This is a genomic window from Rothia sp. HSID18067 (assembly GCF_003989445.1).
Lineage (GTDB): Bacteria > Actinomycetota > Actinomycetes > Actinomycetales > Micrococcaceae > Rothia > Rothia aeria.
In genome coordinates, this window is record NZ_RBMF01000002.1 from 1 (window position 1) to 26,589 (window position 26,589).

At 52.4% G+C, this 26,589-nt stretch carries 25 protein-coding genes; 6 read left to right on the forward strand and 19 right to left on the reverse strand.

Features of this window, described 5'->3' with window-relative positions; all coding sequences use genetic code 11:
- Positions 1-448: 448 nt before the first annotated feature.
- From tyrS to D8M23_RS05085, 4 genes are all read right to left on the reverse strand, one after another.
- A complete protein-coding gene (gene tyrS, locus D8M23_RS05070; RefSeq protein ID WP_126853955.1) occupies positions 449-1,753 on the reverse strand; it encodes a tyrosine--tRNA ligase in 1,305 nt (434 codons plus the stop codon).
- Positions 1,754-1,937: 184 nt separating this feature from the next.
- Positions 1,938-4,241, reverse strand: coding sequence for a HelD family protein (locus D8M23_RS05075; RefSeq protein ID WP_126853956.1), 2,304 nt, complete (start codon positions 4,239-4,241; stop codon positions 1,938-1,940).
- Between the two features lie 138 nt (positions 4,242-4,379).
- Positions 4,380-4,925: an adenine phosphoribosyltransferase gene (locus D8M23_RS05080; RefSeq protein ID WP_126853957.1), complete on the reverse strand. Its 546-nt coding sequence runs from the start codon at positions 4,923-4,925 to the stop codon at positions 4,380-4,382.
- A gap of 121 nt (positions 4,926-5,046) precedes the next feature.
- A complete protein-coding gene (locus D8M23_RS05085) occupies positions 5,047-6,717 on the reverse strand; it encodes an AMP-binding protein (protein ID WP_174234616.1) in 1,671 nt (556 codons plus the stop codon).
- A 249-nt stretch (positions 6,718-6,966) separates the two neighbouring features.
- Here D8M23_RS05085 and D8M23_RS05090 point away from each other — a divergent pair, with 249 nt between their 5' ends.
- Positions 6,967-7,383: an ankyrin repeat domain-containing protein gene (locus D8M23_RS05090; protein ID WP_126853958.1), complete on the forward strand. Its 417-nt coding sequence runs from the start codon at positions 6,967-6,969 to the stop codon at positions 7,381-7,383.
- A 104-nt stretch (positions 7,384-7,487) separates the two neighbouring features.
- Here the strand turns inward: D8M23_RS05090 and D8M23_RS05095 are convergent, their stop codons facing one another.
- The 14 genes from D8M23_RS05095 to infC all read right to left on the reverse strand — a co-directional run bounded on the left by D8M23_RS05095 (position 7,488) and on the right by infC (position 22,313).
- On the reverse strand, positions 7,488-7,973 hold the full coding sequence (locus tag D8M23_RS05095) for an arginine repressor (protein WP_023132807.1): 486 nt from the start codon (positions 7,971-7,973) through the stop codon (positions 7,488-7,490).
- A gap of 328 nt (positions 7,974-8,301) precedes the next feature.
- Complete coding sequence (locus D8M23_RS05100; protein WP_126853959.1) at positions 8,302-9,078, reverse strand: hypothetical protein; 777 nt, start codon at positions 9,076-9,078, stop codon at positions 8,302-8,304.
- A 207-nt stretch (positions 9,079-9,285) separates the two neighbouring features.
- Positions 9,286-11,838, reverse strand: coding sequence for a phenylalanine--tRNA ligase subunit beta (gene pheT / locus D8M23_RS05105; RefSeq protein WP_126853960.1), 2,553 nt, complete (start codon positions 11,836-11,838; stop codon positions 9,286-9,288).
- 4 nt (positions 11,839-11,842) lie between these two features.
- Positions 11,843-12,970, reverse strand: a complete 1,128-nt coding sequence (gene pheS / locus D8M23_RS05110; protein WP_126853961.1) for a phenylalanine--tRNA ligase subunit alpha — start codon at positions 12,968-12,970, stop codon at positions 11,843-11,845.
- Between the two features lie 232 nt (positions 12,971-13,202).
- Positions 13,203-13,724, reverse strand: a complete 522-nt coding sequence (locus D8M23_RS05115; RefSeq protein WP_236588911.1) for an ABC transporter ATPase — start codon at positions 13,722-13,724, stop codon at positions 13,203-13,205.
- A 291-nt stretch (positions 13,725-14,015) separates the two neighbouring features.
- Entirely contained in the window at positions 14,016-15,332 is a 1,317-nt protein-coding gene (efeB, locus tag D8M23_RS05120; protein ID WP_126499787.1) for an iron uptake transporter deferrochelatase/peroxidase subunit, read from the reverse strand.
- A gap of 158 nt (positions 15,333-15,490) precedes the next feature.
- Positions 15,491-16,918, reverse strand: coding sequence for an iron uptake system protein EfeO (gene efeO / locus D8M23_RS05125; protein ID WP_126853962.1), 1,428 nt, complete (start codon positions 16,916-16,918; stop codon positions 15,491-15,493).
- A gap of 35 nt (positions 16,919-16,953) precedes the next feature.
- Positions 16,954-17,898, reverse strand: coding sequence for an iron uptake transporter permease EfeU (gene efeU, locus D8M23_RS05130; protein WP_126853963.1), 945 nt, complete (start codon positions 17,896-17,898; stop codon positions 16,954-16,956).
- 347 nt (positions 17,899-18,245) lie between these two features.
- A complete protein-coding gene (locus D8M23_RS05135; protein ID WP_126853964.1) occupies positions 18,246-18,695 on the reverse strand; it encodes a (deoxy)nucleoside triphosphate pyrophosphohydrolase in 450 nt (149 codons plus the stop codon).
- Between the two features lie 4 nt (positions 18,696-18,699).
- On the reverse strand, positions 18,700-19,629 hold the full coding sequence (locus D8M23_RS05140) for a cation diffusion facilitator family transporter (protein ID WP_126853965.1): 930 nt from the start codon (positions 19,627-19,629) through the stop codon (positions 18,700-18,702).
- Positions 19,630-19,680: 51 nt separating this feature from the next.
- The gene (locus tag D8M23_RS05145) at positions 19,681-20,583 is read right to left on the reverse strand and encodes a TrmH family RNA methyltransferase (protein ID WP_232018634.1); all 903 of its coding nucleotides are present in this window, start codon (positions 20,581-20,583) and stop codon (positions 19,681-19,683) included.
- 188 nt (positions 20,584-20,771) lie between these two features.
- Positions 20,772-21,155 (reverse strand): 50S ribosomal protein L20, encoded by a 384-nt coding sequence (gene rplT / locus D8M23_RS05150; RefSeq protein WP_006888986.1) that lies wholly within the window; start codon positions 21,153-21,155, stop codon positions 20,772-20,774.
- A 112-nt stretch (positions 21,156-21,267) separates the two neighbouring features.
- Entirely contained in the window at positions 21,268-21,462 is a 195-nt protein-coding gene (gene rpmI / locus D8M23_RS05155; RefSeq protein WP_004006287.1) for a 50S ribosomal protein L35, read from the reverse strand.
- Positions 21,463-21,629: 167 nt separating this feature from the next.
- Positions 21,630-22,313: a translation initiation factor IF-3 gene (gene infC, locus D8M23_RS05160; RefSeq protein WP_080727408.1), complete on the reverse strand. Its 684-nt coding sequence runs from the start codon at positions 22,311-22,313 to the stop codon at positions 21,630-21,632.
- A gap of 357 nt (positions 22,314-22,670) precedes the next feature.
- Between infC and D8M23_RS05165 the strand changes: the two genes are divergently transcribed.
- The 5 genes from D8M23_RS05165 (at position 22,671) to D8M23_RS05185 (ending at position 25,969) form a co-directional block, all read left to right on the forward strand.
- Positions 22,671-23,093 carry a DUF1844 domain-containing protein gene (locus D8M23_RS05165; protein WP_023132813.1) on the forward strand — a complete coding sequence of 141 codons (423 nt, stop codon included), beginning with the start codon at positions 22,671-22,673 and terminating at the stop codon, positions 23,091-23,093.
- A gap of 146 nt (positions 23,094-23,239) precedes the next feature.
- Positions 23,240-23,650 (forward strand): hypothetical protein, encoded by a 411-nt coding sequence (locus D8M23_RS05170; RefSeq protein ID WP_052186586.1) that lies wholly within the window; start codon positions 23,240-23,242, stop codon positions 23,648-23,650.
- A 197-nt stretch (positions 23,651-23,847) separates the two neighbouring features.
- The gene (locus D8M23_RS05175) at positions 23,848-24,537 is read left to right on the forward strand and encodes a hypothetical protein (protein WP_126853966.1); all 690 of its coding nucleotides are present in this window, start codon (positions 23,848-23,850) and stop codon (positions 24,535-24,537) included.
- Positions 24,538-24,734: 197 nt separating this feature from the next.
- On the forward strand, positions 24,735-25,118 hold the full coding sequence (locus D8M23_RS05180) for a hypothetical protein (protein WP_126853967.1): 384 nt from the start codon (positions 24,735-24,737) through the stop codon (positions 25,116-25,118).
- Positions 25,119-25,372: 254 nt separating this feature from the next.
- Positions 25,373-25,969 carry an SMI1/KNR4 family protein gene (locus D8M23_RS05185; protein WP_126853968.1) on the forward strand — a complete coding sequence of 199 codons (597 nt, stop codon included), beginning with the start codon at positions 25,373-25,375 and terminating at the stop codon, positions 25,967-25,969.
- A 122-nt stretch (positions 25,970-26,091) separates the two neighbouring features.
- On the opposite strand, the gene D8M23_RS05190 is transcribed toward D8M23_RS05185, so the two are convergent.
- Positions 26,092-26,586, reverse strand: coding sequence for a hypothetical protein (locus D8M23_RS05190; RefSeq protein ID WP_161971651.1), 495 nt, complete (start codon positions 26,584-26,586; stop codon positions 26,092-26,094).
- Between the last annotated feature and the right edge of the window lie 3 nt (positions 26,587-26,589).

Here is a 26,589-nt window from a genome sequence, read left to right on the forward strand (position 1 = left end):
ACACACCCACAACAGGCACGCAGAAGCCCCCCAGACAGTCATCATTCAGAGCCAACCACAACATCAACAGCACCCCTTCAGGGCCCCTCGCCGCGGCGACTCATACAACTATACACACCCCCCACACAACACGCAACCCGGATTAGAGTGTTCTGCAACACAAATAGGCCTGTATTGGGGGGTAAACAAGCTATACGGAGGCCCTCACACCTCAGAGTTCCTTGAAAACACGCGGAACTGATGGCCTGTTGGACCGTTAAAAATTCTCACAAAAATTTTTCAGCACTCTGGTATCTGGGCGCAGCAGGGTGCTTCTCTAAGGGTAATTCCTGGCATGGCAGCGCATTCGCGCCTATGGCGTTCCCACCCACGTTGCGACAGTAAATAAGAAGGGGGTTTACTGCACAAGCTGTGCAGTAAACCCCCTTCAATGTCTACAGTCAAATCTCTATACGACCGTAATAGCACCTTGGTTTTTCTTACCACGACGCACAATCGCGTACTTACCGTGAAGCAACTGCTCAGCTGTAATCACGGCCCCCTCCCCCTGAACCTTCGCCCCGTTAACCGAGGCGCCGCCTTCTTTCAAAATGCGGCGTGCTTCAGATTTGGAAGAAGCAAAACCAAGCTCCGTAAGCACTGTAATCAAATCCAGCTGATCTGAAGAGAGCTCAACTGAAGGCAGTTCACTCATCACCGCTTGAAGAGTGTTTTCATCCAAAGCCGCAAAATCACCTTTACCAAAAAGAGCTTCCGAAGCCGCAATAGCCTGATGTGTAGCCTCAACACCATGCACAAGAGCTGTCACCTCATAGGCGAGTCGTTTCTGAGCCTCACGTTTATACGCTTCCGTTTCAACCTTACGCTCGTATTCGCCAATCTCAGCACGAGTCAAGAAAGTAAAGACCTTCAAGCGGTCCACCACATCAGCATCAGCGGTATTAAGCCAGAACTGGTAGAAGGCATAGGGTGAGCACATCTGAGGATTCAGCCAAATTGCGTTACCTTCGCTCTTACCAAACTTCGTGCCATCGGAATTGGTAATCAGCGGAGTTCCAATAGCGTGAACGGTTTTACCCTCAACCTTACGAATCAGCTCAGTACCGCTTGTGAGATTACCCCACTGATCAGAACCACCGGTTTGCAGGGCACACCCGTACTGACGATTAAGCTCAAGGTAATCCAGCCCCTGCAAAATCTGGTATGAAAACTCGGTGTAAGAAATACCCTCTTCTGAGTTCAGGCGTTTAGCAACGATTTCCTTCTTCACCATAGTTCCCACACGGAAATGCTTACCAACATCACGCAAGAAATCAATAGCGGAAAGCTGCCCGCCCCAGTCCAAGTTATTCACCATCCGGGCGCCGTTCTCTCCCTCAAACGAGAGAAACCGCTCAATCTGGGAACGCAACGAATCAACCCACCCAGCAACAACTTCACGGGAATTAAGCACACGCTCCGACGTCTGACGAGGATCACCAATCAATCCCGTAAAACCACCCACCAAACCAATCGGCTTATGCCCGGCAAGCTGCAAACGACGCATCACCAATAGCTGCACGAGGTGCCCCAGATGCAAAGACGCGGCGGTAGGATCGTAACCGGTATAGAACGTTACAGTCTCGCTGCTCAGCGCTTTCTCCAGCGCCTCCTCATCAGTGCTCACGTGCACAAGACCGCGCCACTTGAGCTCCTGCCAAATGTTCTCAAAAGTATCGTCATTATGCTGCGCATTGAGGATGTCGGCAGACATGGTTCTCCGTTTCATACGGGTCGAGGTTGCGTGCCGCAGGTAGCGGATACAACACAAGAGGATTTACACAGGGTTAAGCCTAGCAGGTAGCAACCGAGCACGCGCTTTCTCAACATCCCGCTTACTCAGCCTCACAGCTGCTGCTACGCGCAGAACTTTTAAACAGTTCAGACCCAAACGGGTTCTATTCAAGCCCCTCAGGCATACGATCACCTACCAGATGCAAACGTTGAGTGGGCCGAGTCATCGACACATATAAATCCCCCACAGCCCCAAGCGCATCATCAATAAGACGCTGCGGCTCAACAATAACCACAACATCAAATTCAAGCCCCTTTGCCTCCCACGGGGTGAGCACTAGAACCTGATTCTCAAGAGCGTCCTGCGCGGTACCGGTACGCCCGGTCTGTGCCCGCCCCACAGCCTGTGCCACCGCAATATACTCATCTGGTGGGCAGATAACCCCAATCAGTGCCCCGCCGCTGTGCTCAACCTCGCGGTTCACAACAGACACCGTCTCAGCCACCACGCGCTCCGCAGGAACACGGTGAACCTGCGGCCCCCAGTCACCCTGACGCACTGCACGCGGGGCTGACACCTCATAACCAGCCAATCGGGCCACAGCAACAGCAGCATCAGAAATCTGTGCCGGGGTGCGGTAGTTAATCGTCAGCTCATCAAGCGTAAAACGCTCCCCCACAAATGGCTCAAGTGCCTGTTCCCAGGAAGAAGCCGCGGCTGCTGAAGAAGCCTGAGCAATATCCCCCACTACCGTCAAAGACTTCATAGGGCACCGGCGCATTAGCAGACGCCACTGCATGGGTGAAAGTTCCTGAGCCTCATCCACCACAATATGCCCATACGCCCACGTACGATCAGACTGGGCCGCAGCCGCAGCTGTCATGCGCTCACGCACAGTCTCATTCATCGCTGCAATCTGCTCCGCAGTGACCACTCCGTCAGCCCCGACATCGGCAAGAGACTGATGCACATTCTCCAGTGCCTTAGCGGCGTTTTCCAGGTTCGCCTGATGCTCAGCCGCCGCGCGAGCCGCCGCCGCTGCGCCTGTCACCTTCGAAAAATCGCCCAGCAGTTCGGCTGCTTCATCCAGCAGCGGTACATCCGCCTCGGTGAAAGGAGCATCAGCCTCACGTGCTAGAAGGGCCCGCTCCTGTTCCGTAAAATCAGGTGTCGCAGATATCAGATAGTGCTGTTTCGAAAAAAGCGAGCGCACCAATGTTTCGGGAGAAAGCGGCATCCACGCCAGGTTAAGGGCACGGCGCACATCCAAGCTGCCGCGCACATCATCCTGCAGATACGGGCGCTCCACTACCCGGCCCGCCGCCTTATTCAACTGCTCATCCAATGCAGTGGTCAGCTCACGAAGCAGGATTTTTACGAATGTCTCACGTGCCTCATTATGCGGTTTGCCTGTGGCCCTAGCCCGAGCACGGGCAGAACGCACCATCTCAGGAGTCAGCTCAACATCAGTACCCTCAACGTTAAGCTGCTGCGCCTCTTGCGGCACCTTCTGCCGGTCAGCAACCGCACGCTCAATCACTTTCACCATACGCAGCCCGCCTTTTAAAGCAGCAACTTTACGGCTCTTCTCGGCCACAGCCTGTAAGCCCGGGTACAAGGTCGCCAACGATGCCATCACCACGCCTGTCTCCCCCAAGGAAGGCAGCACACGTTCGATATACCACATAAACGAATTCGAGGGGCCCACTACCAGCACACCTGCCTTAGCGAGACGCTCACGATTCGTGTATAGCAGGTATGCGGCACGATGCAGGGCAACTGCCGTTTTACCTGTTCCCGGCCCGCCCTGCACCACGCGCACGCCCGCCAGGTCCGAGCGGATAATCGCATCCTGCTCAGCCTGAATAGTCGCCACAATATCATTCATGCGCCCCGTACGCTTCTGATTGAGCGCAGCCAGCAGTGCACCCTCGCCATGTAACTCACCTGAATCCTGCAGCATGGCTGGGTCAAATACTTCATCCTCAAGGTTCACCACGGTGCGGCCTTCAAGCATGAGGTGGCGACGACGACGCACCCCCATTGGTGTGAACGCTGTTGCTTGGTAAAAAGTTCCCGCTTCCGGGGCACGCCAATCCATTAACAGGCGGTTCTGCTGCTCATCAGTAATCCCCAGCCGCCCAATATAGCGGGTCACGTCCTCGCCCTCGCGGCTCATATCTAAACGACCAAACGCCAACCGCGCATCTACCGCGTTAAGCTGCGCTAGACGGTCCTCATAGTGGGCCGCAAATGAGTCCCGTTCCGACCGGTTCTGGTGCCCACCCACTGCCTGGTTCTTCCGCACCTGCGCGAGCTTCTGCTCAGTCTCTTGCCGCAAAGTATCAAGACGAGAATACAGGCGTGAAACATAGTCACGCTCAAGGTTGAGCTGCTCCGCGAAAACCCGCTCCCTGCGGCGTTCCGCCTCTTCTACATTCGCGTACTGCTGGTCATCTGCGGACAAATGCGGCTCCTTAGAACAGTAATACCGCCCGGGCGAGAACCGCCGGGCGGTATCGAAAATACGGTGAACTATTTTACAGGGTTCACACAGGGGTGGGAAACTTACCCTAAGCTAAAACCCAAAAATGTGAGTGAAGAATTACTCAGTGACCGCGCTAAGGCTCTCAACATGGTACGACTCAAGCGCGGTACGACCGCCCAAGCCATCAAGCTCAAGGAGCACACCAATACCAGCCACCTGCAGCTGTGCCCGCTCCACCAGCTTCGCTGCAGCTACCAGGGTACCTCCGGTGGCTAAAATATCATCCATTAAAAGCACCCGAGTACCCGTTGGGAAATCATTGCAGTGAATCTCAACGGCCGCCGTACCATACTCTAGGGAGTACTCTTCGCGGAATGTCTCGCGCGGCAGTTTACCTGCCTTACGCACCGTCATAATCCCTTTACCCGTGGCGTAGGCAAGCGCTGATGCTAACAAAAAACCACGCGCCTCAACACCGGCCACCACATCATAGGTACCTTCAAACCGGCGGGCCAACTCATCAATGCATTGTTTGAATACCTTGGCATTGGCAAAAAGCGTGGTCACATCGTAGAAAAGGATACCCTCGTGCGGATAATTCTCAATGGTTGTGCACGCATCAGGTACGATCTGCTGCATGGGGGCAGGCTCGGTGACGCTCATATATCTCGCTTTCCGGTGGCGGATGCTGTGCATCCAAGGTGTCTGTGCAGCCCCATTTAGTCGGGGGCGTGGTGCTAATGTAGCCTACAGAATTCTACTCTGTTTTAGCGGCACCTCGCTTTTATTCGGTGAGTCCCAAGGCGGCCCGCAACTCACGTTTGAGTATTTTACCGGTTGGCCCTAACGGTAGCTCGTTCACAAAAAGGTAGCGGCGTGGGTGCTTATACGCTGCTAAGTGGGTGCGGGCCAAGCTGTCTAACTCATGTTCCAGCTGAGAGGTATTTGTGGCCTCACGCGGAAGAATGACCGCTAGGATTTCTTCTCCCACCCGCTCGTCGGGGACCCCCACCACGGCGGCGGTACGCACTTGAGGGTGCACGTAGAGCACATCTTCAATTTCTCGCGGGTACACTGAGTAACCGTTGCGCAGCACCATATCTTTAATACGGTCAAGAATATAAATATTGTTATCTGCGTCGATACTGGCAATATCGCCGGATGCGAACCACGAACCGTCGAAAGCCTGTTCTGTGGCTTCTGGGTTTTCCCAGTACCCTGCCATCACGTTTTCTCCCGAAATCCAGAGCTGCCCGGCCTCTCCGGCGGGCGCTGGGGTGCCGTCCTGTTTGCGTACCTGCACCCTCACCCCGGGCAGCACACGCCCCACCGACCCGATGATCAGGCCAAACTGCGACCGATTAAAGCAGACCACCGGCGACGTTTCGCTCAGTCCGTACCCCTCATAGATGGGGCAGGAGACCAGTTTCTCAAATCTCCGATGCGCCGGTTCCGGCAGAGGTGACCCACCGGATATACCGAAACGGATACGCCCCCTCAAGCACGCTGAGCTTTCGGGATTAGAGTCAAGAACATCGGCGAGCGCTAGGTACATGCTGGGTACCGCTGCGAGCACGCTCACGTGGGCCTGTTCAATGAGATACAGCGCGTCAGCGGGAGTGAACCGAGGCAAAAGGGCAACGGCGGCTCCTGCACTAAATGTGGCGTTCATGGACACGGTTTGTCCGAAGGCATGAAAAAGCGGCAGCCCACCAAAGATGATGTCTGCGTTAGTGAACCCGAAAACCTCCGCGCAGCTATGTGCGTTACTGAGGATATTTGCGTGAGTTAGAGTGGCACCTTTAGGCTTTCCGGTGGTTCCTGAGGTGTAGAGGATAAGCGCGGGATCTGCCCCACAGACCGGTAATGGAGTGAGTACCGCTTGGGTGCTATCAGGTGGGCTCATATGAAAGGGAGCGAAACAGGTTTCTGGGCCTTGGCCTGTGGCCGCGCGAAGTATTTCAAGGCGCAGAGTGCCTCGCTCAATGTGGGGAATACGCGGGGCTTCTTCGGCTAGCCTTGTGCCCTCCCAGGCGAAGAGGACTTTTGCTGTGCTGTCTTGAATGTGGTGTTCCAGCTCGGCCGCGCTCAGTAACGGATTCAGCGGTACACAGATAGCGCCTGCGGCAAGGACACCATAGTAGATAGCGGGCATAAGGGGAACGTTGGGAAGTGAAAGTGCGACGCGGTCGCCTTCACGTACACCAATACCCTGCAGGTAGTCTTGTACGCGGGCGGCTGCCTGAGCTAGTTCACGGTAGCTAATATGGGTTACCCCACCGGCAGCGCTGGGGACAATGAGTGCCGTGTCGTTATTGTGGGCTTTGTCGGCTAAAAGGGCAGCGATATTATTGCGTGGCTGTGGCGCGACTGTGGGAAGGTACGTGTGTGAGTCTTTCCGCGTCTCGGCGGGTGCAGCGAAGTGTTGTTGGTGTTGGGGTTCGCTAGTTGGCATGTAATGTCCTTGCGGGCAGAGGTCGTGAGATGCACCTGATGGGGGCGCATAAGATAGTGCAGCACGTTCTCACTATTTTAGTCCTTTACATGGCTCGTTTGGGAGGCTGCGGCTGGCCCTGAGACACCTCCCCGTTCTTCTTATTATGATAAAATCATTTTTAATATTTTTAGTAATTCACAATAAGTACTTTGAGCGCAGACTCCCCCGTACCACAGCGATAAATCGCCCTATTAGGGAAGAGAAACCATGAACACACAAATACCCCAACCTTCTCAAGATACACAGCTCACCAGTCAAGACCTTGATTTTCTCAACTCAATCTTTGACCTTGTGCGCGACAACAAGCCTCTAGCGCTTACCTCGCTCCTTGACCAAGGCATACCCGTGAATCTCACCAACTCTAACGGCGATACCCTACTTATTCTCGCCGCGTATCACGAACACAAAGACATGGTACGCATCCTCATTGATGCCGGAGCTGATCTGAACCGCCTCAACGACAGGGGACAAACCGCGCTTGTATGCGCCGTATTCCGCGATAACGAACCCATCGCACAGGCGCTGCTAAAAGCAGGTGCTGACCCTCACCTCGGCACACAAACCCCTGCCCAGGTGGCACAGTTCTTTGATCTGCCAAGCATGCAGAAGCTACTTGCTAATTAGCCTATTCTCAAGAGCCACTCCCTCAAAGTGCACCGGAGCCGCCGAACACCCATTGTTCGGCGGCTCCGCTGATACTACTAGCTCTCTACCTGAAACTCTTAAAGCTACTGACCTGCCGACCAGGCAAGGAAGCTTTCAGCAAGTTCCTGACCGCCCGAGGGGTCACGTGTTACCACCATAACGGTATCGTCCCCAGCGATGGTCCCTAAAATAGCTTCTAAACCACTCTGATCAATGGAGGAAGCCAAAAACTGTGCCGCCCCCGGTGGTGTACGAAGGATAGTTGTATTACCAGATCCTTCAGCTGTAATCAACAGTTCTTTGAACAGAGAAATCATACGCGCATCCGGGGTTTCTCCCCCACCGCGCCGGGCAGGGTAATTCGGAACTGCGTAAATTAGCCCGGAGCCTTCATCACGGATACGCTCGGCACCGATCTCAACAAGGTCACGGGATAGAGTAGCTTGGGTGACTTTCATACCATCATCAATGAGGTACTGCGCCAATTCGGCCTGAGAACGTACGCGTCGGGTTTGCAGCAGCTCAACGATGCGAGCCTGACGCGCGATTTTGGTCGAGGGGAAAGGCATGTCTCTTCTTCTTCCTTCGGTCATTATCGTGGAGGTACAGCCGTCGGAACACCGGAAGGTTACCGGGCGGCAAAATCTCCTCCATAAAGATAATACACGCACACATAAATATTCGCTCAAAATAGGTATTATGCGAAGAATAATTTAAAAAGATTTAGGGTGAAAAACTCAAATATTTTCTATTTTCTCCTTGTCAATCCACACTAACAAAATTTATGTGTTATTCACCACCATTATTGATAGGGGTAACGAAAAGAGGCGGATATCAGCGGCATTCAACAGCCGCAGATACCCGCCTCTAAAACTCAATATGAGCCAACTCTAAAGGTTAATCGAGTTCAAGATCTTCTTCACCCTCATATTCACTTTCAAGAGCTTGCTGTCGAGCGCGTCGAGTCAAAATAACACCCACATAACCGCCACCAATGAGAACAAGCAAAGCACCAATAAAGCTGGCCCACCCAATCAGTTTCTGTCGGCCCACGGTACCCTCATCTACTTCATGCAGACTGCCCTTTTCACCAGTGCGAATTACCTCAAGCTGGTTATCTCCAGTTTCGACCAACAACGCGCTCACTTCACGCGGGAAGTCAGAGGAAACTATACCGGTCTGAGAGCCACGGAATTCGATCTCCTCACCCCGGCTTACTTTCTGACGGTCTTTCAGATTCGAACGATATATTTTCCCATCAATACGCTCATCAACCGGCAAAGTACCCTTATAACGGGCCACATTATCTTTCGTTTCCAGGTCGGGGGTAACATCGACAAAAGAACCCTCTATAACCCACGTTTTACCGGTAATACCGGTATCCTGCTGCGCCGCAAACAACGCCCGACCACCCACAACGCACAGAGCAACAGCCAGGATAAGAGCCGCAACAACACTCAGCACCGCGCCCCAGCTCACGCTAGCGCGGTTCTCTGAATATTCCTCGTATTCTTCATCCCCGTGCATCTCGAAGAATTCCGAGTCTACTTCCTCGACTTCATCATCCTCATCAAAAAAATCTTCGTCAACGACTTCTTCGCCGCCGTCGATATCTTCGATGTATTCGCCGTCTACTTCGTCGTATTCTTCGTGCTCGTATTCTCGTTCAGCCATGAATGTGTCTCCTAGTATTTTCTCTACGGTCTAGGGTACCGGTCTACAACGCATTTGAGAAAGCCGACGCGGCCCAAAACTTTAATTCCACCAAAGGTATAAATTATGCATATCTAACAACAAATATACGTTGTAACGACCCTGCACCAGACAATGGGGCGGGTGAGCAACCGCTCCCCCGCCCCGTCAGCAGCACCGAAATCAGTCCTATACGCGTGCTACAGCACCGAAACGTTCCGTCGCAACAGCTACCGCCGCCTCACGGGACGCACTTGCCTCTTCAGCCGTTAGGGTGCGGTCAGGAGCACGGAACCGAAGCGCAAATGCTAAGGATTTCTTCCCCGGCTCAATACCCGCACCGCGGTAATCGTCAAACACCCTAATATCCTCCAAAAGCTCGCCAGCGCCCTCACGCAGCGCACGAGAAACCTCGGCGACAGGTACCGACGCATCCACCAGCAGAGCAACGTCCTGGGTGGCGGCGGGGAAGCCGTATATCGGGGCTGCCTGCGGCGCAGGGGCGTTCGCGTCCAAAAGGGCAGTGAAATCCAGCTCGAACGCACAGGTACGTTCAGGTAAGTTCTCAGTCTGCAAAAGCTTAGGATGAAGCTCACCAGCAAACCCGACCGTCTCGCCTTCAACGGTGCACAGGCGCGCAGTACGCCCTGGATGGAAAGCCTGGTGTGTGCCCTGCACGATCACCAGTTCCACGCCCATAGCATCAGCAATCAGACGCACTGCGTCCAATGCGTCGCGCCAATCATAGGGACGTGCCTGCGTACCTGGCATCGGGTCGTGTTCAGCGCCGGTGAACAAGCCACCTATATGGATTGGTTGTTCGGGAATACCGGCGTTTAGCTCAGCCAACACTTCATCACTGGGGCGCTGCCCCAAGGGCGGGTTCAATGCCGAGCCGTGCTGGAGGCGCGGAATAAACACACGTCCAGCCTCGAAAATCGCCAGGTTCTTAAACCCACGCGAAAGATTACGCTTCAGCACCCCTACCAGCCCCGGCAGCAGCGAGCGGCGCATCCACCCCTGCGCTGAAGAAATCGGGTTTACCAGACGCACCGAAGCGACCTGCTCCCCCGCCACAGGTGCAACCCAGCGGGCGTTTTCATCCGCTGAAACAAACGGGTACGCAAAAACTTCAGTCATACCGGACGCGGCAAGTGCGTCCACAACACGGCGGCGCATCGACTGCTCGGGGGTGTACCCGCGCCCGGCTGGTGCCACCGGCAAAGACGAAGGAATTTTATCGTACCCGTCGATCCGGGCGATCTCCTCCGTCAGGTCCTCTTTCGCCAGCAGGTCGGTACGCCACGAAGGAACCGTCACAGAATAACCGTTCTCAGTTTTTTCAACGTCGCACCCGATCTCACTCAGGCACGCAACAATCTGCTCCTGTGAGTAGTCCACACCGATACGGCCAGCGGTGTACTCGGAAGGCAGATCAATTACTACGGGATGATACGGCAGAGCCGCATCGGTCACCCCAGCATCAGCTGTACCACCGGCCAGCTGAGTCAGTAGCTCGACCGCCCGCTGCGCTGCCGCCTGCTGAATCTGTGGGTCTACCCCACGCTCAAACCGCTTCGAAGCCTCAGAAATCAGCTTATGGCGGCGGGCAGTACGCGCGATAGATACTTCATCGAAACGCGCCGCCTCGATCAGAATATTCTTCGTCTCAGCCGTAACCTCGGTAGAAGCACCGCCCATGACACCGGCAAGACCGATAACGCCGGAATCATCGGTAATCACGATATCCTCGGGGTGCAGGTCGCGTTCAACGCCGTCCAAAGTCGTCAGCTTCTCCCCTGCGACTGCTCGACGCACCACGATTTCTCCCTGTACCTTATCGGCATCATAGAAGTGCAGCGGCTGACCGGTCTCAAGCATCACGTAATTGGAAATATCTACCGGCAGCGAGATAGAACGCACGCCCGCTAAACGCAAACGCGAAGCCATCCACGTGGGTACAGGCGCGGTCGCATCCACACCATTAACCCGGCGCATGACGAAGCGTATGGTTGCAGGGTTCTCGTGAATTGGTGCAGAGTCTTCCAGGCGTACCGGAATGCCTTCGGAGTTCGCTTTGGGGGCGCGAGCGCCGTATTCCAGAACAAAATCGTTGAAAGAAGTTCCGGTCGCATGCGCGTATTCACGGGCAATACCGCGAATCGAAAACGCATATCCGCGATCGGGGGTCACATTAACCTCGGCTGCTTCGTCATACAGCCCCAAAAGCTCCAGCGCGTCTGACCCAAGTTCCGGATCGAGTCCCAGGGTGGAGAGCACCAAAATACCGCCGTGGTCCTCACCAATACCCAGCTCGCGGGTGGAGGCAATCATACCGGCAGACTTGTGCCCGTAGGTTTTACGGGCAGTAATAGCGAAATTTCCGGGTAGGACGGCACCAGGGAGGGTCACCACGACTTTGTCGCCGACCTTGAAGTTGTGGGCGCCACAGATAATGCCCTGCACACCGGATTCTTCGATACCTTTACCGGTGAGAGTCTGTTGCTGCCCCTCAGGAACAACACGCACCTGGCACCAGTTCACAGTCTTACCGTTAGAATGCGTCTCAGGTTCTATCGAGAGCACCTGACCGACCACAATAGGGCCAGAGATCTCATCGGCCGGACGGTGCACAGCCTCCTCTTCCAGCCCAACCTTCACTAGGGTGTCCAGTACGTCTTCAGCCGTCGCGTCCTCAGGAACAGGCGCGAACTCGCGCAACCATGATAGGGGTACTCGCATTGTTTTAAATCTCCATCCCGAACTGCTCAGAGAAACGAATGTCGCCCTCAATCATGTCATGCATATCGGGGACGTTATTACGGAACATAAGGGTACGTTCAATACCCATGCCGAAGGCGAACCCCGAATATATTTCGGGGTCGATCCCGGCTGCACGCAACACATTGGGGTTTACCATGCCGCAACCGCCCCATTCAATCCATTGCGGACCACCCTTGGCGTTCGGATGCCACAAATCTAGCTCAGCGGAAGGCTCGGTGAAGGGGAAGAAGTTCGGGCGCAAACGAATCCTAGCTTCCTCACCAAACATGGCGCGGGCCATATACTCCAGGGTGCCTTTCATATCAGCCATCGTCAGGCCTTTATCAACCGCAAGCCCCTCAATCTGATGGAATACGGGGGTGTGTGTGGCGTCCAGCTCATCTGTACGGTACACCTGACCGGGGCACACAATGTATAACGGCAGCTCACGGGTAAGCATGGCGCGCATCTGCACCGGGGAGGTGTGGGTGCGCAGTACCAAATGTGCCTCTCGCGGCTCGACGTAGAAGGTGTCTTGCATATCGCGTGCCGGGTGGTCAGGCTTAATGTTCAGGGCATCAAAGTTGTACCACTCGGACTCTAGTTCCGGTCCATCGGCGACTTCCCAGCCCATACCTACGAAGATATCGGTGAGTTTTTCCTGCATGAGCGCCACAGGATGCCGCCCACCCAGCGAACGCCGCGCTGAAGCCGCTGTCACATCAACTGCTTCTTCCTCTAGGATACGTGCCTCGCGCTCTGCTTCAAGTTCTGCGGTACGGGCCTCAATAGCCTCGGTGAGCGCCGCACGTGCCTGCCCCAGCAGTTTCCCCACGGGTCCCTTGTGCTGATTCTGAAGGTCACGCATTTGCTTGTTTGCCAAGCTCATGCTCCCCTTATCGCCGAAAAAGCCTAGGCGCACCGTTTTAAGCGATTCAAAATCTTTGGCACGTTCGCGGAGGGCGGTCAGTGCGCGCTCGCGCTCAGCGTCAAAGGCGGCGCGCACAATCTCAAGCCCACTTTCGGGGTTTTCATTGAGAATCTGTGCGATGCTGGCGAGGGTTTGCGCCGATTCAGGCGCGTTCTCGGTCTCCTGCACGGGATCGGTCATTGCTACTCTTCTCTGCGTTCTTCCTGAGGTTAGGGGCGCACCCTACAATTTTGAGGGGCCTGCCCATCCTTACTATTTTAGTGCAGTCGGAGGGCTCTTTCACCGTTTGCCCCTCTCACGTTTCTGCTTCGCAGCACGAAGAGTACATATAGGAACCGGCCGCATCCCAGTTGGCGGGGTGCGACCGGTTTTGCAGGCTACTTTCACGGTGTAGCCGAAAAGTTACGGGAACCTACTTGAGAGCAGCTTTCACTGCCGGGTCGAAAGCGGCGCGAATCCACAGAACATTGGCAATAAACCAGCCAGCATAGAGCGGCACAAAACCATAGCGTTGAGTATCAAGAATGTTACCTAGAAGGGACATAATAGCGATCAGCCCGCCCAAAATTGCGAAGATAAGCCCAATTGTCAGGCCCAGCCGGTTACCGTTTTGCACCATGAAATAGACGGTGAGGTAAACGGCAGCCGAAACAACAAGCAACCCGATGCCGCCAGCAACCCCGAATTCAGGCAGTCCCTCGAGAGGTTTAGCGTTACCCGGCGCAAATGCCGAGATGAGCCCATGAATAAAACAGATAATCGCCGACACAATCATAATTTCTTGTAGACGAAGAATTTTAGGATGTTTAGAAGGCAGATTAAAAAGGTTGCTTGCAGAGTCTCCGCCTTCTTGAATATAAATGGCTTGCGTATCAGAAGGAACGGCGTCGCTCCTAAAATTCTGCGGGTCGTACGAGGGGGGTTGAGCAGTCATCATTGTCTCCCATATGTATGTGATTTTTAACTCAATAGTACCGTTGGCGGTGTGGCAGTCAAATTAGACGCGCACCGCCGAAGGTTTTCAGCCGAACATCACAATAAACCGCGCCGCCAAGGTACACTACATCACTGTTTTAAAATGCCTTAGTACGAAGTTTCTCCCCTTTCCCATGCCCGATAAAGTCCTGAATAACCCGATAGACCACGGTTATCGAAACACTGCTGACCCCTAAGCGCCCGGATACCGTCTTGGTACCGGGCGCCCATCAGAAGCATACTCAGCGGTTTAGAACAACCCAGAAGCGATAAAATCGTTCTCGTCTTTGATACCGGGAGGTACCGCAAAAACGGCGCTGCCGGTGTGTTTAAGATACTCACTGAGCGCATCGGACTGGGTCATGGTATCCAGAAGCGGGATGAAGTGGGTGCGCGGGTCACAGACGAACGCTATAAAGAACAGCCCAGCATCCAGGTGTCCAAGTCCGTCGGAGCCATCCGTGTAGTTAAACCCGCGGCGCAGCATCTGAACACCATTATTTTGGTTCGGGTGCATGAGTCGCATATGCGAATCATCGGGAATGATAGGGCCGTTTTTACCCTTCATATTGAAATCTGGGGTGGTAAATTCCTCTCCGCCTGAGAGCGGCGCGCCTGATACTTTAGTGCGCCCAATAATATCTTCTTGCTCATGCAGGCGGGACCGGTCCCACGTTTCAATAATCATGCGGATGCGGCGTGCTGCGAGGTAGGTGCCGCCGTTCATCCAGTCGGGGTTTCCCTCAGAGTTCTCGGAGGAAGCCCACACATGTTTCTTCAGCAGCTCCGGCTCTTGGATTTTGAGGTTGTTCGTACCGTCTTTGAAACCGAAAAGGTTACGTGCCGTCACCTGACTCGTAGAAGTCGATGCGGTGCGCCCAAACCCTAGCTGGCTCCAGTGCACCACGGCCCGGCCCGCAGCAATACGGATTAAGTTACGGATGGCGTGGAAGGCCACCTGGGGGTCATCGGCACACGCCTGAATGCACAGGTCCCCGCCGCTGCGTTTATCGTCAAGGGCATCACCGGACATTTTAGGGATATTGACGAGCGCAGCAGGCAGCTTGTCTTTGAACCCAAAACGGTCTTTATTATCCTTATCGACAAAGAACGACCGGCCGAGCCCAAAGGTGAGAGTCAGATGCGCGGCAGAAAGATCGTAGGCTTCTCCCGTGTCCTTCGGCGGGGCCTCATAAGTGGAGACATCACCCACAACTTCACCAGCCATGAGCTTTTGGGAAGCGGCAGTCCAGTCTTTAAAAAGTTTCTTGATTTCTTCTTTATCGGTTGTTTTGAGGGTGAGAGCCACAAAGTACATACGATCCTGCACTTCGGTGGAAATGCCGCTCTGGTGCTCCCCAAAGAAAGAGTGGGTATCTTTCACCTCCTGACTCTTATTATCTTTACTGTCGTTCTGCTTCTGCTCGGTAGCGCAGCTGGCGAGTGTACCTGCTGTGGCAATACCAACAGCAGTCAGTGCGGTACCGGTTAGGAGGGCACGACGGTTAGTTCCGTGCGGTGCGGTGCCCTGATCTGTTGGGGGCACCGGGTAATTTTCTTCGCGCATGTGGTTTCTCCCTAATGGGTTTCAGTTATGGAATACGGGCCATGCGTGTGTGTTGATGCGGTGTTATCGGCTTACCCCAGCGGGGTGTGGTGTGGGATTTTCTGCACCCCGCTGGGGCCGTCAGTGCTGGCTCTGCCTAGACTGCGTGCCCGTTGTTGTTACTGGGCTGAGCCTGCCGCGCTGGCGCTTGAATCGTCTGAGGTAGACCCAGCTGATGCCGAGGACCCTGCTGATGCGCCAGAGCTACCGGTAGCTGAGGCTGAACCTGAGGCACCCGCGCTATTTGATGCCCCCGCCGAGGCTGAAGCCGATGCGGAAGCACCCGCTGATTCTTTCTCGGTGGACGTGTCGTTGCCGGTTTCGTCAACAACAGCAGCCGTCAGCTCGGAGAGCGGCTCAGCGAGTGCACCCACCGCGTCAGAAAGCTCACGTACCTCAGCCTCGCTGAGCTCCTTGTAGGATTTGAAGTCGTCACCGCTCTTGTGCTTATCGAGCAGAGTCTGCACAGCCGCGAACTTGCTCTCAATATTCTTGGAGAGCTTGCCGTTCTTCTTCTCAAGGATGGGGCGTACGTTTTCGTAGGCAACCTTAGCGCCGTCAATATTGCCTTGGAAATCGTAGAGGTCGGTGTGCGACCAGTTTTCTTCCTCACCGGTGGTCTTGGTGTGTACGATCTCGTCCAACAGTTCTTTCGCGCCGTTGGTGATGTCATCAACCTTCAGCTCTTGCGCGAACTTCTCGGAGTGTACGTGGTCGTACAGTTCTTTGGTGTCCTTGACCAGCTGGTCTGCGACTTTCTTCCGCTCATCCTGCGTGAGGGGGGTGTACTCCTTACCGTCATTCTTATCGGCCTTGGGCTGCCACAGATCCTTCTCGATCTTGTGCCAGCCGCTCCACTCGCTGATCTTGCCTTCCTGCAGGTCAGCCTCGCGGGCGTCCAGGTTCTGGTCAAGGGAGGTGCCGTACTTTTCCGCTACAGGTTCGATACGTTCGTAGTGAAGACGGGCGAGAGCGTACTTGGCTTTAGCTTCTTCGGTCTTGCCCTCTGCGTAGAGCTTTGCGAACTCTTCGGTCTTGGTTTGCAGAGACTCAACTTGGTCTTTCACATACGAGGCGTACTGGGTGGAGGCGGTATCGCGTAGCTTCTGTATGTCCTCAGCCACGGGTTTAGCGTTCTCGTTCTTGGTGACCTTAAAGTCTCCCTGAATGCCGTCACCGACCATACCCGGTTTGCAGGCGGTCTTGTAGGAGCCCTCGGGCAGATCAACCACCAGCTCACGGGTGAGGTTGGGGCCGATGTTCTCGACCTCTGAGATAATGCGCAATCCGTCAGAACCAAGCACATAGAACTCAGTAACCTTGGTACCTTCGTTCTTGACTTTGAAGGTGACCTTGCCAGCCTTGGTTTCGGTGGCTGATAGTTTGCAGGCGGTATCGGTTGAGGTAACCGAAATATTGCCGTCGTTTGAGGTGCCGCCTGAGGAGTTCGAGGAACTAGCATTATTCTTCGGGTTGTCGGTGCAACCAGTCAGCAGGATGGCGCTAACCGACAGCAGGGCGCCTGCGGAAACAAGTGACTTTCGCATAGTGTGTTTTCCTTTGTTTGGGGACAGGGGAAAATCTAGGGGGTACCGTTAGATAGCGGCTGTGTTGTGGTAGTACCGCCATTTTCAGGGGTACTGTTCGCCGCAGCGGCAACATTCTTAGGCGCACTGCTTTGGCGCACGCGACGGTGGCGCAATTGCACCCGGAAAAAGAGGGTCATGATAATACCGACGTACAGCACCCAGGCAATGGCTTCAATCCAGGTGGTAGTGCTTGAGAGGTTAAAGACCGCTTTTAGCATAGTGCCGAGGAAACTGCCGGGGTCAATGTATTTGTAGGATTCAAAAACAATGTTGTTGATCCCGGGGAGAATATTTGCTTCCTGCAGGTCATGCAGCCCGTAGGAAAGTACACCTGCGGCGATAATAATGAGGAACGCACCAGTCCAGGTGAAGAATTTGGCGAGGTTAATTTTCATAATGCCGCGCATCATAGCCCACGCGAGGAGTACTGCAACGATGATTCCAGTAAGCGCCCCATAAACGGGCAGTGCGGAATCGGCAGAGCCCTGCTCTGCGGTTGCGGCTTGTGTTGCCGACCAGATAAATAGGGTGGTTTCCAGCCCTTCACGCCCAACGGAGAGGGCTGCGAGAAGAACGACCGCCCAGGTGCTGCCCTGCACCGCGTCGAGCTTAGTGTGCAGTTCTGCGGAAAGCGCGCGGGCATTCTCTGCCATCCAGAAAATCATCCAGGTGACGAAACCGACCGCGATGATTGAGAGCGAACCGCCAATTGCTTCCTGAGCTTCGAAGGTGAGGGTTTTAGGACCGTAGGTGAGAAGTGCCCCAAATCCTAGTGATACCACGACCGCAAAGGCTACTCCCGCCCAGACTTTGGGAAGGAGGTGGGTTCGTTGAGTTTTATGGATATACGCGATGAGGATACCGACCACAAGTGCAGCCTCTAAGCCTTCGCGCAGCCCGATAAGGAAGTTGCCTGTAAATGCGGCCCAAAAGTTCATAGCTTTATCACCATAACGTTAGAGTTTCCTTCTCTAATTAACACTCTAGAGTATCCGTGTGCCACGACTCCCAAGCTGAGATGTGTCACTACACACACTTTTTTGCCTCCGGTGACAGATTCGACTGTGACTATCTTTTAGCTACATACCGTCAGCATAATAATTCATACTATCTTTAATAATCCCTTTAAAGTAAGGGGAAATCACCTATAGAAAGATGTATTTTTGAATACTGTTACGTTTCCGTTCCCCAGCCGAGGGCAAGCTTGCTGACCGCAGTTTCGCAGGAAAAACAGCTAACCGACGTAACAATTTGACAGAACACACCAGCTCACTGGAATAAAAACCTAACCAACGGCATGTACCGCGGCCAATAAAGCCTCCACAATCGGATAATCCGCAGGAATCCACTCCAAACTCAGCACTGCGGAGGCATTATGGTCAGACCCCAGCGGAAGCCACCGCAGCTCGCTATGGTCCTGTAAAGGGTGAGGCTCACCCAACGTGAGTTCAGCAAAGAAAACCCTCATCGCCGCATTATTGTTCAGCACCCAGCCCTGGGGGTGCGGCCCCGTAAGTTCCTGCCCCAGCTGAACCTGCACGCCCAGCTCTTCCGCAAGCTCACGGGCGAGCGCTTTTTCGCAGGACTCCCCCGGCTCAACCTTCCCGCCGGGGAATTCCCACAACCCAGCTAATGCCTCAGGCGCTGACCGCCTGGCAACCAACAGCCGGGTAGGAGACTGAAGCGAATCGAAAATTGCCGCGCCCACCACCTGCACCGGGTAATGCGTCATCATGCTTCTATGCCTCCGCAGGACGATAAACATCCGGTTCCAAATAAATTACCCGTGCCGCCGGAACAGCCTCACGGATCCGTGCCTCCGCCTCGTCAATCTCGTTTGCCACAGTAATACCAGTATCAGCATCGTGGATGCGGATCTTAGCCGCCACCAAAATTTCCTCGGGCCCCAAATGAACGGTCTTAATATGGATTAGTCGGTCAGAATCACCGTTCTCAATAGCCGTGCGGATCTTTGCCAGATCCTCGGGAGTTGCTGCCTCCCCCAGGATCAGCGACTTCATTTCGGAAGCTAAAAACACGGCAATAACCACCAGCAGCACCCCGATCGCCAGAGTACCGGCAGCATCCCACAGCCCGTTACCAGTCAGCAGGGTCATGCTCACCCCAAAGAGCGCCAGAATCAGGCCCAAAAGGGCACCTGCATCCTCCAGCAAAAGCACTGGAAGCTCTGGGTTTTTTGAGGTGCGCAAAAACCGGAACCACCCTTGTGTTCCCTTCAGTTCGCGGGATTCTTTGACCGCTACACGGAATGAGTTGCCTTCAAGAAGAATGGCGCCCACCAGCACAGCCACCGGAACCCATTGCCACTCGGTAATGCCATGCGGGTCGTGCCATTTCTCGTACCCCTCATACAGGGCAAACAGCCCACCTAGGGCAAAGATAATAATCGACACGATAAACGCGTAAATATAGCGGTTACGGCCATACCCGAATGGGTGCTCTTCGTCAGCGGCACGCTGGGATACTTTCCCACCCACTAGCAGAAGAAGCTGGTTCCCTGAATCTGCCACCGAGTGAATGGCTTCGGCGAGCATTGAAGAAGAACGAGTTAGAATAAACGCCACAAATTTCAGCACCGCAATGCCCAGGTTTGCCACGAGCGCCGCAATAATCGCGCCGGAACCGGAATGACTAGAATTGGCAGACATAGCTCTCCATCTATCGGTCAGTCAGAACAAAACTTAAATACATGCCGCTCATTAGGGGCGGTTCTGCGCCATCGCCGAGGCGTACAGGCACACGGCCGCCGCTGTGCCCACGTTCAAAGATTCAGCCGCCCCGTAGACGGGAACCGCCACGCGCATTGACGACGCCGCTTTTTCCTCGCTGCTAAGCCCCTGTGCCTCATTCCCAAACAACCACACAGTTGGTTTCGATAAGTCGAATGAGCCTTTCACCCCAGCCGGAACGGGCGTCTCGATATTAGCGGGACGTGCCAGAGAGTACTCCACCAGTTGCTGCAGATCCACCGTACCGTACCCGTCAGCGGCCAAAACCGTCATTCCCTGAGATTTGGCGTCCTCCGCAAAATCTTCAAGATCAACACCCTGAATCAGCGGCACGTGGAATAGCGAACCGGCTGTTGCCCGCACTGTCTTCGGGTTATATAAATCCACTGTGCCCTTTGACGCCACCACCAAATCAGCCCCCGCGGCATCAGCCACCCGCAGGATCGTACCAGCGTTTCCCGGATCTTGTACACGTGAAAGCACCGCAATAAGACGCGGGTTCAGCGCCCCCTCACCCCACAGTCGTCCGGCAGGGGCATCCAGTTTAAACGACACTGCAATAATGCCCTGAGGAGTGAGAGCATCGGCCATCGCTTGTAGTACCTCGTCCGTCACCACACGCATAAAAACACGGCGCCCCTGCTCGGGTGTGGGTGTGCCGTGCACCTCTTCTAATAGCTCGGCAATGTCGGGGTGGCGGTCGAACGCCTCTTCCGTCACGTATACTGCATCCAGCACCGGGCGGCGCAGGTGCGCATGCAGCGCTTCACGAACAGCCTGCGGGCCCTCAACCAAAAACTGTCCCCGTTTACGGCCAGCACGGGTGCGTAGCTTCGCAATATCACGCACACGATCGGCCTGAGGGTTCGACATAATCACTGGGGAACTGATTCGTTCAAGAAAACTCACTCTTCAAGAGTACAGGCAAAGCCCTCCCAATGCCCGTCACTTCCGCGATGCTTTCGGGAAGGCACCGTACAGCAAAACGGCTGCCGCATACAATATGCGGCAGCCGTTCAAGCTCTTAATTACCCCGCACATGACGGGGGTAACAACCGTTCTTATGCAGCCTTCGGCGCGGAGGTGTCCTCAGGCAGGTTGTTCTTGGCAATCTCAACCAGGGCGTTAAACGCTGCGGTATCGTTTACGGCCAGCTCAGCGAGCATACGACGGTCAACCTCAACACCAGCAGCTTTGAGCCCCTGAATGAAACGGTTGTAGGTCAACCCCTGTGCACGGGATGCAGCGTTAATGCGCTGAATCCAGAGACGGCGGAAATCGCCCTTCTTCTTACGACGGTGGTCGTAGCTGTAAACGAGCGAGTGAGTGACCTGTTCCTTAGCCTTACGGTACAGGCGCGAACGCTGACCGCGGTAGCCGGATGCTCGGTCGAGAATAGTACGGCGCTTCTTGTGCGCGTTAACCGCGCGCTTCACACGTGCCACGTGTGTCTCCTTCGTCTTATGTCCTACAAGGCCTCAGAACCAGCCTGTAGGAGCGAGTCTTTCATCGTCGGTGCGGGAATGCACCCGCCTCTAGCGAGAAGTAAGCGGTAGCCTACTTACCCAGCATCTTCTTGACAACCTTTGCCTGACCACCGGTCACAATCTGGTCGGATGCCAGACGACGGGTCAGACGGGAGGACTTGTGCTCCAGGTAGTGGCGGCGGTTCGCCTGCTGGCGCTTAACCTTGCCGCTGCCGGTGAGCTTGAAGCGCTTCTTAGCACCAGAGTGGGTCTTCTGCTTCGGCATAGCTGCCGTTCTCCTTACAATCACCCCCGCACATACGCACAGGGTAGTTTTACTGGGGAAAGGGACGCTTTCCCCACGGTACGGAAATAGTGAGGATTCATACCTCAGAACCCGCAGGACTATAGCCCCGCCGCATGTATGCGCCAGCGGGGTGTTCCCACCGAATTCTATTCTGCGGAAGCCTGCGCTTTCAACTCGGCGGGCATTGCGTCCGCCAGCGAGTTCGTTACAGGCTCTGCCTTGGTCGTATCAATACGTTCACGACCCTTGCGTCCACCGCCGCCCTGTCCACGGCGTACTTCTGCCTTACCGCGTAGCGGAGCCAGCACCATCACCATGTTACGGCCGTCTTGGCGGGGGCGAGACTCAACAGTACTCACCTCAGCCAGTTCTTCGGCCAAGCGTTCCAGTAGACGCACACCCATCTCGGGGCGCTGCTGTTCACGACCGCGGAACTGAATCATTGCCTTGACTTTGTCACCGCCAGAAAGGAAACGACGTGCGTGCCCCACTTTGGTTTCGTAGTCATGGGTATCAATCTTCAGCCGGAAACGGATTTCCTTCAGAACGGCTTTAACCTGCTTCTTGCGGGACTCACGGGCTTTAACAGCCGCCTCGTACTTGTATTTGCCGTAGTCCATCAGCTTGCATACTGGCGGTTTTGCGTTCGGCGCTACCTCGACCAAGTCAAGTTCAGCATCCTCTGCAAGGCGCAGAGCATCGGCCAAAGGCACGACGCCTACCTGTTCACCGCCGGGGCCAACAAGTCGGACCTCCGGAACACGGATTCGATCATTAATGCGCGGTTCGCTAATGACTAACTCCTGTACATAGTGGGTTTCCCCGTGAATATATCCGTTGACGGGAACTAAAAAGCCCCCGCATGTTACAAGCGGAGGCTACACTTACGACCGGTTGGTCGTTCTAAAACCCGACCACCATAATCTTAGAGACCTTTGTCCCTTTAGCCACGCTACGGTGACTGTACGAACCGGTGAATGCGGGTGGGAGTACAATCCACTTGCAAACAGTACAAGAGTTTACCCCATGCTGCCGCCTAATACAAGGGAACCGCTGGCTGCTTTCGTGCGCAACACCCTGATTCCCCTAAGTACCAGTTCTGCCCCGCATCACCTGCCATCACAGCGCGGAGCTGTAGAGACCTATATTTCTTTTATAAACCCTGTAACTATGAGATTCTTAGAGGCATGACTAACGAAACACAGAAGTTTACATTCGAGGCGGAGCACGGCAAACCGGTACACGGACACACAGATTTGGACGCCGAACAGCTTGAAGCCCTCAACGCCCAAATGCGCGACATCGCGGATGTTCCAGCCATCGAAATTATTGGCGCCGCAGCCGTTCACCTGATGAGCGCCGCTGCTATCAAATGCGGATTAGGTGCCGAACAGAACGCTGAGGACCTCAAAGATCTTGACGAGGCTCGGAAACTCATCACAGCACTTGCAGGCTTTATTACAGCCGCTGCACCCGAAATAGGCTCACAGCACGCCGCACCTCTACGCGACGGGCTACGCACATTACAGTTGGCATTCCGTGAAGCGTCCCCTATCCCTGACGAACCTGGCCAGGGCCCTGGAGAAAAGTTCACTGGACCGGTCTGCTAAGTCTGCGCAGCATGTTATAACACCTCAACCCAGAACCAGCAGTCGCTGCGTTACCTATATCTCTAAGCGCGGGGCATTCCACACGAGCGGTTGCCCCGCACAAGTATCTCTTCAGCAACAAGTGCAATCCATAAAGATTATTTATCGTGGAATTTAAGACAACTTCAGACTCTCCTTCTTGGACTCATGTTTCACAGCTCAGGGAAGAACTAGAAGAAATAGAAAAGATAATCAATAAATTTAGTAATTTTCCCGTAAATATAGGGATCTGCGTGAGATGTTTAGACAGTTGGAGCGGGTGGAAATCCGGTGCCAGATACTATTCAAGTGATAATTTTATATACATAGACATTGTCACACAAGAAATAGATTACAAACCCTATATAAACAACGTTCCTGCACAGCGTAAAATAATAGGTCAAGAGTTTTATAATTTTTTCCCAAAAGCCATGAAAAAATATGAAAAAAGATTTCCATCCCTAAAGGACATAAACCCTTATTTCATGGATGATTTAAAACATTGGTTAATTAAAAATCACTGGATTGATTCTCAATAAATTATGAGTGATATATTACGGATAATATGTAGCTCAAACGGCCTATCGTTCGAAACGTCACCAGACTATTCATAGAATGTGCAGCGATAGTACACCCTGTACCGAGCTGGATAGACTTAACGGGCAACACCAGAGCTCTGCACTTCCTGTTAAAATTTAATAAATAGTTCCAACATATCAAATCAGAGGATAATAAAATGAATAAATTAGAAATAATTAAGAAATACATCAGAGTAAATGAGATAGGAAAGGCGCAGAACCTAATCTTTAAAAGTATTACAGACTCAAATATCAGTATATTAGAAAAAAGAGAAATAATTGATTTATTCGTATCACTAGTTCCCAACCGGCGATCAGGCCTGATCGTAGAAATGAACAGCCTACTGGATAACCACACCCAGCTTCTCACATATTTTTCACAAAGTATTAAGAACCTTCCCCTTGAAGAAGAGGGTGACGTAAAGGAAAATGGCATAGAGTATATTGAAAATATTTTCCTGACTCTTGATCTAGAAAAACCCGTTGAAGGTATTAAACTCTCAGAGTGTCTACTTGATAAGAAATATTATGGGAATTTAAAAGATAAATATATGAAAAATATTAATAAAATATATTTTTCTTCAAGCAATAAGGACAAAATAGGCCTGTCTCTTGACAAAACATTTGCTTCGATAGATAAAAAGCTTACTGGTTTAGGTGCAGAAAATAATATTTATACTTATTTTATAGACGAGGTAATGCGTGATGCAGAAATACTCATAAAACATTATGCCTTTGATAAAGTTGACTATTTTATTGATTCACTGGCAAAGTGTTACCTAAAAGGTTATTTCCCCTATACGTGGGAAGGTAAATACCCAGAAGGTTATATTAAATATTTAGCCTAAACAGCAAGTTGCCGATCTACAGAACGGGGTTAGTCGTCAGCTCGCAATATCACTGCTGATACCACATATGGACTTCTGAAGGTTTCAGGCTGTAGCAACAATAAAATTTTTAGGGAATGACTTCGCTCAAGAGTAGACGATATGCAAGAATGGGTCTATGCGTGCGAAACGGTGACTGCACAGTAGGGATTTAAAGAATGAAAAAATCTATAGAGTATAAAATAGCAAAATTTAATAATCATATAAAAACAAATTTTGACTGGCTGGATTTTCAAGTCACTTCACTTGATTTTACCAAATTAAATATTATTGCCAGCTACGATCCAAGTTACTATCTCAATTATAATATTGACCTATACAACACTAAATATTTATCCGGAAGTTTAACATGGACTATAGATATTGACAATAACACTACTGCTGCAGAAATTATTAGTAGTAAAGAATATACCTATTTGCCCGCGGAACAAGAAAATTATTTTTTCCTAAGATTTAATAATACCGATTTAGAGTCTTCTCCTTTTATTATTATGGCAAATGACATAAATATTTCTTATGAGAAGAAATATTTTAATCTTTGAATTACACATTTAGAGGAGGAGGGGAATTATTGATATCTACATAAATTCCAGAATTAACGATGTAAAATTATTTCTTCACGGTAGATTGAAAATTAATATCTTTACACCGAGGCGACGCTGAGTTATAATTTTATTATTATACGATAAACGTAATCAGGTCAAAGATCGCCTTTGAAGCATTACTGGTATACAGATGCTTCACCCCGGTGTTGCAGTATTTATCTTTGAGTATAATCATCGAAAGAGATACTAAAATGAGGATTAAGAATTTAGTTGAAGAAATGGGTGGAGTCGCAAGGTTTACATCTGAACCGCTAGCCCCTACCCTTCGAGAAACAATGTCTGAATTTTTAGACATTACTAGAGAAGAATTTGCTGACTATTTAGATTACCTTGAGTTATATGGTGGGGAAACAGGACTTATAAAAGAATATAGATTAACACCATACAGCAACCTTCCTGAATATTGTTATCCAGATGATGCTATTCCTCCTGTTGGAGGTAATATTGCATGGGGTGGCGGAGGTTTAGGATTTTTTATAGCACCTGTGAAGAGTGGTGAACAATCCTCCCCGATGAGTGAAAGACTTAAAAAATATAAAAATAGAATACCGGATAACTTTCTACCAATATCAAGTAATGAGTTCGGTGACTTAATATGCCTATGCACCCAAGGGGAAAGAATCGGGCAAATTTTCTACTGGGATCATGAAAATGAGTGGGATGAAGAGGATTATATTGATGATTATGGTGTGCCGATGCCTGAAGAAGTAAAATTACAAAATATCTATCTAATCGGTAAAAACTTATATGACTGCTTTAGCAGGATGACTCCAGATTTATTGGATTAGCAAGTGCCACCTATACGTACCCAACTCCCTTGTTTCACTCATTAATTATTTAATTAGGTAATAAATATATCCACCCTTGTGAGCTGTGGAGCACCACTATACGTGAATCTCACCCGGCAGTGCTATCGGGCAGAGGCCATTGTTTTTCTCACCAGAATACGGGATGGCTCGTGCTGGCTTATTATTTTTGCTAGGAAAAAACCTTGCTCACCGTTAGAGAGGTAATACAGGTTCAGCCCGTTTCTCAGAAAAATCACATACTCGTCCCCATCCGAATACTCCTCAATGGCTGCATGTTTTAAAGGGCTGAGGTTAAATTTTTCAACCGTTAGGATGGAGCACAAAGCCGCATCTAGCACCAGCTCCGGAGCATACACCTCAATCTGCTCGCCTTTGGGACGATAAGTATTTTCATCACAGATGAACGCAATACTGTACCCTGCATAATCGAAGTAGTACATGGGTACACCAGTCCCAAATGAGCGGTCACACTGTTGCGGCAGAAGCCTAACAACATGTGTTTCCGAACTAACGCCACGAAAGAATGTGCCACACGCCAAGAATTCTGAAACACTAAACACTGGTAATGATGTAACACCGCTCGCCTTACCCAACACAGC

Coding starts and splice junctions, on each gene's coding strand:
- tyrS (WP_126853955.1), bottom strand. CDS start 1,753: ATGTCTGCCGACATCCTCAATGCGCAGCATAATGACGATACTTTTGAG.
- D8M23_RS05080 (WP_126853957.1), bottom strand. CDS start 4,925: ATGAGCGTCACCGAGCCTGCCCCCATGCAGCAGATCGTACCTGATGCG.
- D8M23_RS05085 (WP_174234616.1), bottom strand. CDS start 6,717: ATGCCAACTAGCGAACCCCAACACCAACAACACTTCGCTGCACCCGCC.
- D8M23_RS05090 (WP_126853958.1), top strand. CDS start 6,967: ATGAACACACAAATACCCCAACCTTCTCAAGATACACAGCTCACCAGT.
- D8M23_RS05095 (WP_023132807.1), bottom strand. CDS start 7,973: ATGCCTTTCCCCTCGACCAAAATCGCGCGTCAGGCTCGCATCGTTGAG.
- D8M23_RS05100 (WP_126853959.1), bottom strand. CDS start 9,078: ATGGCTGAACGAGAATACGAGCACGAAGAATACGACGAAGTAGACGGC.
- pheT (WP_126853960.1), bottom strand. CDS start 11,838: ATGCGAGTACCCCTATCATGGTTGCGCGAGTTCGCGCCTGTTCCTGAG.
- pheS (WP_126853961.1), bottom strand. CDS start 12,970: ATGACCGATCCCGTGCAGGAGACCGAGAACGCGCCTGAATCGGCGCAA.
- D8M23_RS05115 (WP_236588911.1), bottom strand. CDS start 13,724: ATGACTGCTCAACCCCCCTCGTACGACCCGCAGAATTTTAGGAGCGAC.
- efeB (WP_126499787.1), bottom strand. CDS start 15,332: ATGCGCGAAGAAAATTACCCGGTGCCCCCAACAGATCAGGGCACCGCA.
- efeO (WP_126853962.1), bottom strand. CDS start 16,918: ATGCGAAAGTCACTTGTTTCCGCAGGCGCCCTGCTGTCGGTTAGCGCC.
- efeU (WP_126853963.1), bottom strand. CDS start 17,898: ATGAACTTTTGGGCCGCATTTACAGGCAACTTCCTTATCGGGCTGCGC.
- D8M23_RS05135 (WP_126853964.1), bottom strand. CDS start 18,695: ATGATGACGCATTACCCGGTGCAGGTGGTGGGCGCGGCAATTTTCGAT.
- D8M23_RS05140 (WP_126853965.1), bottom strand. CDS start 19,629: ATGTCTGCCAATTCTAGTCATTCCGGTTCCGGCGCGATTATTGCGGCG.
- D8M23_RS05145 (WP_232018634.1), bottom strand. CDS start 20,583: ATGTCGAACCCTCAGGCCGATCGTGTGCGTGATATTGCGAAGCTACGC.
- rpmI (WP_004006287.1), bottom strand. CDS start 21,462: ATGCCGAAGCAGAAGACCCACTCTGGTGCTAAGAAGCGCTTCAAGCTC.
- D8M23_RS05165 (WP_023132813.1), top strand. CDS start 22,671: ATGACTAACGAAACACAGAAGTTTACATTCGAGGCGGAGCACGGCAAA.
- D8M23_RS05175 (WP_126853966.1), top strand. CDS start 23,848: ATGAATAAATTAGAAATAATTAAGAAATACATCAGAGTAAATGAGATA.
- D8M23_RS05180 (WP_126853967.1), top strand. CDS start 24,735: ATGAAAAAATCTATAGAGTATAAAATAGCAAAATTTAATAATCATATA.
- D8M23_RS05185 (WP_126853968.1), top strand. CDS start 25,373: ATGAGGATTAAGAATTTAGTTGAAGAAATGGGTGGAGTCGCAAGGTTT.